Raw genomic sequence first — 12143 nt, forward strand, 5'->3', positions numbered from 1 at the left:
TTAGGCCGCCCGGTAGCTGCTCAGCACCTGCTGCAACAGCGCGTCATCTTGTGGCGTCAGCTTGCGCGCCATCGCCAGGGTGAACACCAGCACCCGGCCTTCCGCCAGGGCGAACACCGCCTGGTTCTGCCAGATGCGTTTGCCGTCGCGCAGGTAGCTGGCGCGCACCCATTCACCGGCGGCCAGCCCATCGCCCAGCGTCGCCGGCTCGCGGCTTTTGAACGCCCAACCTTTCAGCCCCTGTGCCAGCGCATCGAGCTGGCGGGTGACGTAGCCTTCCAGGTTCTCCTCCGGCTGCAGCGCATCGCGGGAAATATTGACTGAGGGGGAAACATCATCGCCGGCCAACAGGACGTTGACCGTGCGATCGGCATAGCCTTCCGGCAAAGCGACGCTGCCTTCGCTGAAAGCGCAGCGGGATAAAGCGGACATGCGAGGATCCTTTTGCATAAATAATGCTTAAGCATCGCATAACTTAGCCTTGAAATAAAACCATCAGGCGCCGCCAATGTTGCGCGGCGTGACCGCGTTCACTGTGAAAAAGAGCGTTGCCGGAATCTGGCCGGGAATCAAACCGTCATATTACAGAATTATCTGAAACCACTGGCGCGCCGACGCCTTGATTGTGGCTATACTCGGCTCTCGTCCGTTTTCAGGAGATCAGGATGCTGAGATTCACCCGTAGCGCGCTGCTGTGCGCCGCGCTGGCCGCGTTCAACGCCGGCGCCGCCGAAACGCCGACGTTCGGCCCGGAGCTGCAGGGCTTTCACTACCCCTACCCGTTGCAGCAGTTCAGCTTCACCTCGCAGGGGCAGCCGTTAAAAATGGGCTATATGGACGTGCCGCCGGAAGGCGCCGCCAACGGCCGCACCGCGCTGTTGCTGCACGGTAAAAACTTCTGCGCCGCCACCTGGCAGGACACCATCAAGGCGCTGAGCAAGGCCGGCTACCGCGTGATCGCGCCGGACCAAATCGGCTTTTGCTCCTCTACCAAGCCGGCGCATTACCAGTACAGCTTCCAGCAGCTGGCGCAAAATACCCACGGCCTGCTGCAGAACCTGAACATCAGCAAGGCCATCGTCATCGGCCACTCCACCGGCGGCATGCTGGCCACGCGCTACAGCCTGATGTATCCGCAGGCGGTGGAACAGCTGGTGATGGTCAACCCGATCGGCCTCGAGGACTGGAAGGCGAAAGGCGTGCCGTGGCGCAGCGTCGATCAATGGTTCGCGCGCGAGCTGAACACCACCGCCGAGGGCATCCGCAATTATGAGCAGCACACCTACTACGGCGGCCGCTGGAAGCCGGAGTACGATCGCTGGGTGGATATGCTGGCCGGGCTGAACAACGGGCCGGGCCACCGCCTGGTGGCGTGGAACTCGGCGCTGATCTACGACATGATCTTCACCCAGCCGGTGTACTACGAGTTCAAGGATCTGCAAACCCCCACCACGCTGATGATCGGCACCGCCGACACCACCGCCATCGGCAGCGATATCGCCCCGCCGGCAGTCAAGGCCAAAATCGGGCATTACGCGGTGCTGGGCAAACAGGCGGCGAAACTCATCCCGCACGCCACGCTGATCGAGTTCGCCGGGCTGGGCCATGCGCCGCAAATGGAGGAGCCGGCGCGCTTCCATCAGGCGTTGCTCAAGGCGCTGCAACCCTGAGCGGCCGGTTGGCGCGGCCGCCGCACGGCGGCTAAACTTTCAGCTGGCACTCAACTGCAGGAGACAGCCATGCGACAGATTATTGCCAGCGCGTTCGTCAGCCTCGACGGCGTGATGCAGGCGCCCGGCGGGCAAGACGAAGACCGCAGCGGCGGCTTTCGCTTCGGCGGCTGGACCGCGCCCTATTGGGATGACGCCGTCGCGGAAACGATGAGCGATCTTTTCTCTGCGCCTTTCGATCTGCTGCTCGGGCGGCGCACCTACGATATCTTCGCCGGCTACTGGCCGCATATCACCGACGAGGCCGACCCGTTTTCCGCCGACATCGCCCGCGTGTTCAATCAGGCGGCCAAGTACGTCGCCACCCACCACGGCGAGACGCTGACGTGGGAGAACAGCCAGTGGCTGGGGCAAGACATCCTCGCCCGGCTGCGCGAGCTGAAGCGCACCCAGGGGCCGGTGCTGCTGGTGCAGGGCAGCAGCACGCTGATGCAACAGCTGCTGGCCAACGATCTGGTGGATGAACTGCGCTTGCTCACCTACCCGGTGCTGCTCGGCGGCGGCAAGCGGCTGTTCGATGACAACGCGGCGCCGGCGGCCTTCACGCTGACCCACTCGGTGGTCTCGCCCGGCGGCGTGATCGTGGCCCACTACCGCCGCGCCGGCGAGGTGACGACCGGTTCTTTCGTAGCGGAAAGCGCGGCGGCGGCCGGGTCAGTGTAAATGAAGTAGTTGTCTTGCAACCGGCTGGCATCCTTCTCGGCGTCAAGTGTCAGACAAAGCTCAACGTCTTTGGCAAAGCCGCGTTCTATCAGCTCCCGGGCAGAACTGCACTCGAACAATATGTTAATCGGTAGCGTTCGATAGCAAGCTGCGGCCGCCAAGGCTTCTGGGGACAGTGTTTTCCCCGAGAACAGAGAGGCTATGCCACCTGCAACCACCCAGTCCTCTAGCGCCGGACGCAAACTGCCGTCCGGCCACTTCTCTCCACCGGCAACGATCAATATTTTTTTGTACCCGTTGCAAGCATCCGCCGTCGCCGTCAGATTTCTCAAACAGCCGGCGTACACCACGGCTCCTGACTCACGAGCCTTAAACGCCAGTGCAGAGCCATTAGGTGATGGTAGCACTAATTTTGTGCCCGGATTCAACGCGGCCAGTGAAGCAGGTGAAAGAGAGTAGCCTTCTCCGGCGAAGCGTCGGTTGGCATTGGCAGCTACAGCCCCGAATGTTTCGGCATACTGCTGTACCCTGTCATCTTTCCATGGGTAAGGATAAACCACCGCGCCTCGAGATAATGCAACGCTCACACAGGTTGCGAAAGACATCACATCGACGATAACGACGCAATCCACATCCTGCGCCATCAACTCAACCGCCTGAATTCCCCATTCAAGACGAACATCGAATCTTGATTGTGAAAAAAAACCGCTCATGATCACGCTCCCAAAAAAGGGCCGTCAGGCCCTTGTATAATGAGACGATTTGCTCAGTTTATCAGGCAAACAAGATATCGCTCTGCTCGACCTGCCCGACCACGTGGATCTTGAAGTCGGCGGCGTAGCTGTTGCTCTGGGTGTTCATCAGCAGATCGGTGGTGCCGTTGAAGGCGTCGAAGTTGAGCTGGATCTCGCCTTTCTGGCCGCTGAAGGCGCTGCCGCTGTCGATAAAGCGCAGTTCGCTCAGGCTGTTGTTGAAGCGCAGGCCGGAGAGATCGATCTTGTCGATGCCGTGCTCGAAGTCTTCAATCACGTCGAACGCCGCCACCGTGGACTCTTTGGCATTGAGGTAGACGAAATAGTCGGTGAAGTTATTGGCATCTTTGCCGCCCCACAGATGATCCGCCCCCAGGCCGCCGTACAGGATATCGGAGCCGGCGTTGCCCGCCAGCAGGTTGTCCTGATCGTTGCCGATGATCACATCGCGCCCGCTGCCGCCGATGGCGTTCTCGATGATCGCCCCGCGCGCGATGGCGACGTTCTGCGTGCCGCCGCCGACGCTGGAGAACGCGCCGTCGTTCAGGTTGATCATCTGCTGCTGGCTGTAGCCGGAGAAGTCCAGCGTGTCGTTGCCGCCGGCGTCCCACACCGCGAAGTTGACCGGTTTGCCGTTGTCCGCCGTGGCGGTCAGGAAATCGCGCCCGGTGTTGGAGTTGAAGCCGTACACCGTGTCGCCGGTGCGGGTGCTCATGTTGGCGCCGTACAATTTTTGGATCGCGGCGATGTCATCCACCATCGGGCCATAGCCGTACACCCCTTTGGTGTCGGCGCCGGTGTAACCGGCGTTGAAATAGCTCATGATCGAGTATTGCAACGAATCCTGATAATAGGCGGCATCGTTCTGGTAGCTCGGGTTGCCCAGCGACGCGTCATAAGATCCCGGGTGCGCCAGCCCCAGGGCATGCCCCAGCTCGTGGGTGAAGGTCTGGCTGCTGAAGTCACCGCTAACCGGCGCCTGATGGGTGGCAAAGTTCTTGTTGAACCACACCGTGCCCGCAAAGGCGTTATCGCTGCCCGATTTGGAACTCGGCGGGTAATAGGCGTACGCGTTGATGGCATTCGGGCCGCTGCCGGCGGCGGTGCTGCCGTCGGCGCGCTGGGTGAAGTAAGCGAAGGTGATGTCCGCGCGGTGGTTGATATCGGTGGACGCCGCCTCGGTAAAGGTCACGTTCGCCACGTCGGCCCACGCCTGCATCGATTTCAGCGCCTGAGCCTGCGCCGCCTGGGTCAACGGCTGCAACCCCTTGTCGCCGTCACCGGTCTGGCCGATGCGGTTCAGCGCGCTCTGCGTCAGGAAGGAATAGGTCAGCGCGACCGGCTGGTGATACACCTGGTCGCCGTTGTGCGTCAGGCCCGGCCGCGTCAACTGATCGGCGGCGCGATCGAAGCTGAAGTTATCGCGGATTTTACCCAAATTATTAATCGCCGCCCCGCCGCGCTGGTTGCTGTACAGGTTAGCGTTGTCCAGCGTGAACAGCGCGCCGTAGCCCAATCCGTCATAGGGGCTGCCGGGCTGGTGATAGTAAAACTGATAGTTATGATCGTTGGGGGATGTGGCGGCCAGGCTGGTGAACTCATCGTCATCTTGCAAAATGTCGTTGTGGCGACTGCGCATTGTATTCTCCTTTTACACAATAGGAACCCACTCGCTTTGTAAGACTATTCATCAGTCGTTCTAATCTAAGCCAAGGCTTAGGAATGACCAGTATAGTGACTCACCCCGCTGGCGCGAGCCCACCCGGCCTGGCTTCACCACGCCGGGCATAGAGATGGAGATACGCATAACAATTTGTATTCTCACTATATTAATGAGAAAAATGAGCGCATTAACGGGTTAATTATTCGTCTTTTTGCGTATTTTATCACCGATCAGATCAGAATAATCGAGGATTAAAAAACCTAATCCTTCCCTCATCATCAAGATAGGTACGTGCTAAAGTGTGAACGGACAGCCGAAAGGAGTGACCCGATGCCAATCCATTTCCTTATGCGCGCCTTGCGCCGCGCCAGCCTGACAGGAGTCGTTATGAGCATATTGTGCAGCAGTGCCCTGGGCAGTTCACTGCCGTTGCTGGAACCCGCCGCGCTGAAGGGCGACTGGCAGCTCGCCGCCATCGGCGACGGTAAAACCGTCTGCGAGGTGCAGCTGAGCGACGAAGCGGTGGCCAACACCAACGCTTTCCGTTTCAGCGCCTCCGCCCAATGCCTGCAGCCGCTGGCGCTGCACGCGCTGCCGGTCGCCTGGCGGCCGACGCCGGACGGCATGACGCTGACCGACGCCGAAGGGAGCATGGTGGCGTTTCTGGCCCTGACCGCGCCGAAGCGCTATGAGCTGATCGACCGCAACGGCCCTTCGCGCTTTGTACTGATCCCGCGCTAACCCTTCAGGCGAACAGTAACCCGAGCAGCGCGCCGCCCGCCAGCACCCACAGCGGATGGAGGCGCTTGCTCATGCTCAACCCCGTCGCCAGCGCCACGATTGCCGCCAGCCGCCAGCTGGGCGCGGAAGCCTCGGCGATCAAGATACCGCTGGCCGCCACCAACCCCACGGTCAGCGGCACCAGTCCGGCCTGCACGATGCGGCGCCACGGGCGATCCTTAAAGCGCCGCCAGGCGCCCATCACCAATAGCGTAACGATGGAAGACGGCCCGAACTTGGCGATCGAAGACACTAACAGCCCCGCCCAGCCGGCGACGTGCCAGCCGACCAGCGGCACGATCATCATGTTCGGCCCCGGCGCGGCCTGCGCCATGGCGAACAGCGCGCTGAACTCCTGGGCGCTCATCCACTGATGCACCTCCACCACCTGCCGCTGCATTTCCGGCAGAATGGTCATGCCGCCGCCGAACGCCAATAAAGAAAGCTCGGTGAAAATCAGCGCCAACGCCATCAACACCCCGCTCATGACGGCCACCGCCACATCAGCAGAATGCTCAGCGGCGCCAGCACCAGCATGGTCGGCAACAGCGGCAGGCGCAGCCAGGCGATGGCGATCAGCGCCAGCGCGACGATCGCCAGCGCCGGCCATTTACCGCGTAGCGGCAGCAGCATCTTGATCCCGGTCGACAGCAGCAGCCCGGCGGCGGCGGCGGCCAGCCCGGCGAACACATGCTGCACATGCGGATCGTTTTGAAAGCGGGCGTACACCACGCCCAGCCCCACCACGATCGCCGTCGGCGCGCTGATGAGGCCCAGCAAGGCGCACAGCGCGCCGCGCAGCCCGCGAAACTCCATGCCCACCGCCACCGACAGGTTGATCACATTGCCGCCGGGCAGGAACTGGCACAGACCGAGCAGCTCGGTAAACTGTTCGCCGCTCAGCCAGCGCCGGCGCTCCACCAGCATACTGCGCGCCATCGGCAGCACGCCGCCGAAGCCGATCAGCCCCAGCCACAGAAAGCCCAAAAACAGCTCCGCATTACCCGGCGCTGCCGCCGGGTGCGGTTTTAACGTATTGATATCTGACATGACATTGCCGTTCCACATCGCTTGTTTTGATGTCTGGTATCATGCGCGCCGCCGTGCCATGATGTCTAATGCATTCCGGAGAAACTAACAATACCTTTGAGGTATGGCTATGATCGAACTGCGTCGCCTGCGGGCATTCGTCACCGTGGTGGAAGAAGGCAACATCACCCGCGCCGCCGAGCGGCTGTTTATCCAACAGCCGCCGCTGACCCGCCTGCTGCAGGGGCTGGAAGACGAACTGGGCGTAACCTTATTGCAGCGCCTGCCGCGCGGCGTGCGCGTCACCGAAGCGGGGGGCGTGCTGTTTGAAGAGGCTCGCGCCCTGCTGGCGCGCGCCGAACGCCTGCGCGAAGCGGTACAGCGCGCCGCCCGTGGCGAGCAGGGCCACATCGCCATCGGTTTTACCAGCTCCGCCGCGCTGCATCCGTTCGTGCCCAACCTGCTGCGCCGCTACCGCGACATCCTGCCGGGTATCACCACCCAGTTGGAAGAAGCCGGCAGCGGCGAACTGATGGAGGCGTTGCTGGAACAGCGCCTCGACGCCGCCTTCGTGCGTTCGCCGGCCAACGGCATTCCCGGCCTGAGCGTCGAGCCGGTGCTCAGCGAGCCGATGATCGTCGCCCTGCCGCTGGGCCACCGGCTGGCGCAAGAAACGCAGCAGCCGCTGCCGCTGGCCGAACTGGCCCACGAGGCGTTTATTCTCTATCGCCGCCCGGCCGGCCAGGGGCTGTACGACGCCATCCTGGCCGCCTGCCACCGCGCCGGCTTCAGCCCGCGCATCGTGCAGGAAGCGCCACGCCTGCCGGCCACCCTCAGCCTGGTCGGCGCCGGGCTGGGGTTGTCAATCGTGCCCGGCTCGATGCGGCGGCTGGGCGGCGACGGCATTGTCTACCGCACCCTCGCCGAAGAAGCGCAGCTCAGCGCCCCGCTTTACCTGGCGCTGCGCCATAGCCCGGCCTCACCGATCGTCGAGCGCTTTCGCGAACTGGTCGCCGAGGCGGTTCAGGCCTCGGGCTGATCGGTGATGCGCGTCAGGTGGATCATCAAATACAGCAGCTCATCGTTCGACATCTCCATTTGCAGCAGATTCTTCACGTAATCGCGGATCAATAGCGCACCACGATAGGCATGCGGGTACTCGGCCGTCATCTGGGCAAACAGAAAGTCGGCCTTCGAGGTCATCTGTTTGCCGTCGAGCATGCGCTGGATAAAGAACTGCATATGCACTAAAAAGCGCGCGTAGTTCAGCGAATCGGTGTCGATATTGAGGCGAAAGTGATACTTGATGATATTGAAAATATCTTTCAGCATCTTCACCGCCAGCAACGTGTGCTCCATGTTTTGCACTTCGGTCTGGCCGTTGACCAGGTGAAAGGCGATATTGCCCGCTTCCTCTTCAGGCAGTTGGATACTCAGCCGCTGGTTAATGTAGGCCAAGGCTTGCAGCCCCACCGCAAACTCTCGCGGGTAGAAACGCTTCACCTCGAACAGCAGGCGGTTTTGGATGGCGATACCCTTGTGATGACGTTCGATAGCAAAACTGACGTGATCCGCCAGCGTAAAGAAAATCTGTTCATTAATGTTGCCGTTCAGTTGGCGGTTGGCCTCACTGAGGATCATCTGCACAATTTCGATGTGTTCCGTCGGGGCAGTTTCAATCAGCCGCAGGTAATCGCGCCCCTTTTGCCCCTCCTGCACCACATACACTTTCTCAATGGCGGCCGGGTTGATCTCGTCTCCGGTTTTGCTGTTAAAACCAATTCCCTTGCCCATGACGATAACCTCACGGTTATCGTCGTCCGCGGTTAACACCAGACTGTTGTTGAGCACCTTAATGACTTTCATCGTCTCGGCCGTCACCTTGCTTATTTGCCTAACCGGCCATTGGCGGCGATAAGCTGCCGATACCAGTCAAAACTGCGTTTTTTGATGCGCCGCAGATCCTTAAGATCCCGTTCTCCGCGGTTCACGTAGATAAATCCATAGCGCTTGGCGTAGCCCTGATGCGTGCTGACGACGTCAATCGCCGCCCACGGGCAATAACCGAGCAGCTCGACGCCATCGTTGATCGCCAGCCGCATCTGTTCGACATGCTGCCGCATGAATTCAATGCGATAGTCGTCGTCGATGGTCTCATCCGCCCGCAATTCATCCGGCGCGCCAATTCCGTTCTCCGTGATGAGTATCGGCAGGTGATAGCGTTCGAAGGTCTTGCGCAGCGTTAAGCGCAGGCCAACCGGATCGATCACCCATCCGTAGCGCGTCTTGCCGACAAACGGGTTTTCCGCCGCACGATACACACCCGGTTCGCCGAGCATAATTTGCTGATCGCCGGCGCGTGCGCTCACGTCTGAACCGTCGCCGCGGCTAGCGGCGATCGTGGCGGTGGAATAGTAATTGATCGCCACATAATCCGGTCGTGCCGCCAACAGCAGCGCCGCGTCCTCCGGCTCCCTGTCCGGCGCCCACCCCCGATCCTCGAGATAACGCCAGGCCAGGGCGTTGTAGCGGCCATGCACCGCCACATCGAGAAAACTCCAACAGCGCAACGTCTCCCAGTTATGAGCGGCAATGGCATCCAGCGGATTGCAGGTCTCCTGATACATCGAGGTGGTATTGATCGCCGGGCCAATTTTCCCGCCGGGACAGCGCTGATGGCATAATGCCATGACTTTGGCCTGAGCGACCAACATATGATGACTCTGCTGATACAGCGTCCGTTTGTCAGGCAACGCACCGCCTTTGGGCGTGCCGATAGCGCCGGGGTGCAGGATCATGGTGTTCTGTTCATTGATGGTGAGCCAATACTTCACCCGATCGCCGAAGGCGTCGAACAGCACGCCGGCGTAAGTGACAAAAGCCTCGATGGTGGCGCGATTGGACCAGCCGCCCTGCTGCTCCAGCACATAAGGCAGATCGAAATGATACAGCGTCACCACCGGCTCGATGCCGTGCGCCAGCAATTCGTCGATCAACTGCCGGTAAAACGCCAGCCCCGGCGCATTGACTTCGCCGACGCCATCGGGCAACACGCGCGTCCACGCAACCGAAAACCGGTAGGCCTTTAACCCCAGTTCTGCGAACAGCTTCACATCCTCGCGAAAGCGATGATAGTGATCGCTGGCCACCGTAAAATCCGCCGTGCCTGCGGGATGTTCAAGCATATCGACGATCGACGGGCTTTTTCCGTCTTCATTCCATGCGCCCTCCACCTGATAGGCGGAAGTCGACGCGCCCCAGAGAAACTCGGCGGGAAAATCGTGCAAGCGTTGATAAATCATGCCGGCTCCTTATTGGCCTTCAGCGCCATAATCGTCTCACCGGCATGAACGCCATGCGGCTTAGGTAACACCTGAACCTGAAACGCTTCGCTGTTGACGATCAATACCGGCGTCGTCAGATCGAAGCCCAATGCGGCGATCGCGCCGATGTCAAAACGCACCAGCTCGTCGCCGACCTTCACGCGATCGCCAATCTGCAGTCCGGAGTCAAAGTGTTGGCCACCCAGGTTTACCGTGTCGATGCCGATATGCAGCAACAGCTCCGCACCGTTGTCCCCCTTGATGCCGACCGCATGTTTTGACGGCAGGAAAGTCACGATCTCGCCGTCCAGCGGCGCACGCAGCACCCCTTCCGACGGTATGATCGCCATGCCCTGGCCCAACAAGCCCTGTGAGAAGACGTCATCGTTGACCTGATCCAACGTCACGGCTTTGCCAGTCAGCGGGCTGAAAACCGGCGATACCTCGTCGGCCGCCACCTGAGTCACTTCGGTCGCCTCCTCGACCGGATCGTCGAAGCCAAGGATCCAGGTCAGGGCAAAGGTCACGACGATGGCAATGGCGCAAGTGATCAGCGCATGCACGATATTCATCGGGTTCTCACCGATAAACGCCGGCAAAGCAGCCAGGCCAGGAGAAACGAAGGCATAGCGCACCAACCCGCTCAACCCGGCGTAAATGCCGGCGCAGCCACCGCCGATCATCGCTGCGATCAACGGCTTGCGCAGTTTCAGCGTCACCCCGTACAGCGAGGGTTCAGTGATCCCCAACAACGCGGTAAAACCGGCGGAGGACGCCAACTGGCGCAAATTCGTGTTCTTGGTGCGGAATGCCACACATAGCGTCGCCGCACCTTGCGCAATATTGGACGCCAACATGCCCGGCCCGTTAATCATCTCAAAACCATTCTTGGTCAATTGGCCGGTGGCTATCGGTGTCATCGCCCAGGCGGTGCCGGTGATCACCAAAAATGGCTGCAGCCCGCCCATCAACATAGGAATCAGCCAGCTAGCCCTACCATCGACGATCGCCGCACCGGCGGCCACCATGTCATTGAGGAAAATGCCGAACGGCCCGACCACCACCAATGCCAGCGGCGCGGTGACCAGCAGCACAATCATCGGTTTGGTGAAGAACTTGATCATCGTCGGCGAAACTTTCTCGGCAAACCGCTCGATATAGGACATCAGCCACACGGTAAAAATGATCGGCAACACCGAGCCGGCATAATCCGCCAGCCGCACCGGCATGCCGAGAAAATCAATCGCGGTGCCTGCCGCCAGCATCTGAGCCAGATTAGGGTGCAGCAACGCGCCGGCGAGGGTCATCGCCAGGATGGGATTGCACTCGAATTTTATCGCGGCACCGTAAGCCAACAGCACCGGCAGGAAGAAAAACGCCGCATCGGCGACGGTATCCAGCAATCGATAGGTCGTGCCGGCGGGATCTATCGCCCCGGCCAGCTTGAGGATCGCCAGCAGTGCCTTGATCATCCCCGCGCCGGTAATGGCCGGGATCACCGGGGTAAAGGTCGTGGAAATCACGCTGATAATCCGTGACACCACGTCACCTTTCGGCTGCTGCTTTTGAGCGCCGGTTTGCGGCTGGCCAATCTCCTTTTGCAGCACGCGGAACGTTTGCTGCACGTTATTGCCGACCACGATCTGAAACTGGCCGCCGCGCACCACCACGCTGATAACGCCCGGCAGGGCTTCGATCGCCTTCGAATCCACTTTAGCGTCGTCGTTGAATTCCATACGCAAACGGGTCGCGCAGTGCGTCAGCTTGCTGACGTTGCCTTTACCGCCGACCCGCGCCAATATTTCTAAGCCAAGTTTCTGATAGTCCATCGTTTTCCCCAGTAAAATGCAAAAAAAAAGACCAAAATGGAAATGCGCCTCGTCACAAGGAGAAGTGCATTCCTATTTTGGTCTTGCCTGCTTTAGCAGTAACACGCCGCAATAAAAATGGTGTGCGGTCTTCTCGACCGCGCTAAAAGTATCACCATACTCGCGAATACTCGGCAATAGCCATACGTCAGCGTTGTGAAAGGCGTCACGATTTAGCGTAAATGCACTGCAATGTCGCCGCTGCACGCTTTTTGCGCACACCCATAGCGCAATCGGAAGGAAATAACCCAAAATAATGCGCTTTATTGTCACTTTGTTTATTTAATTACGGGGGAAGATTAATTCAGATCCATGACCATTCAACTTCCGGACAA

Annotated in this window: 12 protein-coding genes; 4 read left to right on the plus strand and 8 right to left on the minus strand. The window is 60.2% G+C overall.

Annotated elements, in window-relative coordinates; genetic code table 11:
* Positions 1-432, minus strand: a complete 432-nt coding sequence (locus RE418_RS19115; protein WP_049206109.1) for a DcrB-related protein — start codon at positions 430-432, stop codon at positions 1-3.
* Between the two features lie 233 nt (positions 433-665).
* Between RE418_RS19115 and RE418_RS19120 the strand changes: the two genes are divergently transcribed.
* Together RE418_RS19120 and RE418_RS19125 are read left to right on the plus strand one after the other, a co-directional pair.
* Complete coding sequence (locus tag RE418_RS19120; RefSeq protein WP_049206108.1) at positions 666-1670, plus strand: alpha/beta fold hydrolase; 1005 nt, start codon at positions 666-668, stop codon at positions 1668-1670.
* Between the two features lie 69 nt (positions 1671-1739).
* Positions 1740-2393, plus strand: coding sequence for a dihydrofolate reductase family protein (locus tag RE418_RS19125; RefSeq protein ID WP_089180875.1), 654 nt, complete (start codon positions 1740-1742; stop codon positions 2391-2393).
* Here RE418_RS19125 and RE418_RS19130 read toward each other — a convergent pair.
* A complete protein-coding gene (locus RE418_RS19130; RefSeq protein WP_089180874.1) occupies positions 2321-3106 on the minus strand; it encodes a 2-phosphosulfolactate phosphatase in 786 nt (261 codons plus the stop codon). The genes RE418_RS19125 and RE418_RS19130 overlap by 73 nt on opposite strands.
* A gap of 61 nt (positions 3107-3167) precedes the next feature.
* Entirely contained in the window at positions 3168-4784 is a 1617-nt protein-coding gene (locus RE418_RS19135) for a serralysin family metalloprotease (protein WP_025302762.1), read from the minus strand.
* Positions 4785-5195: 411 nt separating this feature from the next.
* Here RE418_RS19135 and RE418_RS19140 point away from each other — a divergent pair, with 411 nt between their 5' ends.
* Positions 5196-5549 (plus strand): protease inhibitor Inh/omp19 family protein, encoded by a 354-nt coding sequence (locus tag RE418_RS19140; protein WP_016927814.1) that lies wholly within the window; start codon positions 5196-5198, stop codon positions 5547-5549.
* 4 nt (positions 5550-5553) lie between these two features.
* On the opposite strand, the gene RE418_RS19145 is transcribed toward RE418_RS19140, so the two are convergent.
* Together RE418_RS19145 and RE418_RS19150 are read right to left on the minus strand one after the other, a co-directional pair.
* Entirely contained in the window at positions 5554-6075 is a 522-nt protein-coding gene (locus RE418_RS19145; RefSeq protein ID WP_028127817.1) for a chromate transporter, read from the minus strand.
* On the minus strand, positions 6072-6638 hold the full coding sequence (locus tag RE418_RS19150) for a chromate transporter (RefSeq protein ID WP_060433884.1): 567 nt from the start codon (positions 6636-6638) through the stop codon (positions 6072-6074). Before RE418_RS19150 ends, RE418_RS19145 begins: the two co-directional genes overlap by 4 nt.
* A gap of 103 nt (positions 6639-6741) precedes the next feature.
* Between RE418_RS19150 and RE418_RS19155 the strand changes: the two genes are divergently transcribed.
* Positions 6742-7656 carry a LysR family transcriptional regulator gene (locus RE418_RS19155; protein ID WP_043143219.1) on the plus strand — a complete coding sequence of 305 codons (915 nt, stop codon included), beginning with the start codon at positions 6742-6744 and terminating at the stop codon, positions 7654-7656.
* Here the strand turns inward: RE418_RS19155 and licT are convergent.
* Genes licT through RE418_RS19170 form a run of 3 tightly spaced genes read right to left on the minus strand, consistent with a single transcriptional unit; the run spans position 7641 to position 11769 of the window.
* Positions 7641-8483 (minus strand): BglG family transcription antiterminator LicT, encoded by an 843-nt coding sequence (gene licT, locus RE418_RS19160; RefSeq protein ID WP_089180873.1) that lies wholly within the window; start codon positions 8481-8483, stop codon positions 7641-7643. The genes RE418_RS19155 and licT overlap by 16 nt on opposite strands.
* 20 nt (positions 8484-8503) lie before the next feature.
* Entirely contained in the window at positions 8504-9919 is a 1416-nt protein-coding gene (locus tag RE418_RS19165; RefSeq protein WP_049295548.1) for a glycoside hydrolase family 1 protein, read from the minus strand.
* Positions 9916-11769 carry a beta-glucoside-specific PTS transporter subunit IIABC gene (locus RE418_RS19170; RefSeq protein WP_049295547.1) on the minus strand — a complete coding sequence of 618 codons (1854 nt, stop codon included), beginning with the start codon at positions 11767-11769 and terminating at the stop codon, positions 9916-9918. The genes RE418_RS19165 and RE418_RS19170 overlap by 4 nt, the downstream gene beginning before the upstream one ends.
* Positions 11770-12143: the final 374 nt, after the last annotated feature.

Source organism: Serratia sp. szju (assembly GCF_044594185.1).
GTDB classification, from domain to species: Bacteria; Pseudomonadota; Gammaproteobacteria; order Enterobacterales; family Enterobacteriaceae; genus Serratia; species Serratia bockelmannii.

Coding starts and splice junctions, on each gene's coding strand:
- RE418_RS19145 (WP_028127817.1), bottom strand. CDS start 6,075: ATGAGCGGGGTGTTGATGGCGTTGGCGCTGATTTTCACCGAGCTTTCT.
- RE418_RS19170 (WP_049295547.1), bottom strand. CDS start 11,769: ATGGACTATCAGAAACTTGGCTTAGAAATATTGGCGCGGGTCGGCGGT.
- RE418_RS19140 (WP_016927814.1), top strand. CDS start 5,196: ATGAGCATATTGTGCAGCAGTGCCCTGGGCAGTTCACTGCCGTTGCTG.
- licT (WP_089180873.1), bottom strand. CDS start 8,483: ATGAAAGTCATTAAGGTGCTCAACAACAGTCTGGTGTTAACCGCGGAC.
- RE418_RS19135 (WP_025302762.1), bottom strand. CDS start 4,784: ATGCGCAGTCGCCACAACGACATTTTGCAAGATGACGATGAGTTCACC.
- RE418_RS19130 (WP_089180874.1), bottom strand. CDS start 3,106: ATGAGCGGTTTTTTTTCACAATCAAGATTCGATGTTCGTCTTGAATGG.
- RE418_RS19155 (WP_043143219.1), top strand. CDS start 6,742: ATGGCTATGATCGAACTGCGTCGCCTGCGGGCATTCGTCACCGTGGTG.
- RE418_RS19150 (WP_060433884.1), bottom strand. CDS start 6,638: ATGTCAGATATCAATACGTTAAAACCGCACCCGGCGGCAGCGCCGGGT.
- RE418_RS19120 (WP_049206108.1), top strand. CDS start 666: ATGCTGAGATTCACCCGTAGCGCGCTGCTGTGCGCCGCGCTGGCCGCG.
- RE418_RS19125 (WP_089180875.1), top strand. CDS start 1,740: ATGCGACAGATTATTGCCAGCGCGTTCGTCAGCCTCGACGGCGTGATG.
- RE418_RS19115 (WP_049206109.1), bottom strand. CDS start 432: ATGTCCGCTTTATCCCGCTGCGCTTTCAGCGAAGGCAGCGTCGCTTTG.
- RE418_RS19165 (WP_049295548.1), bottom strand. CDS start 9,919: ATGATTTATCAACGCTTGCACGATTTTCCCGCCGAGTTTCTCTGGGGC.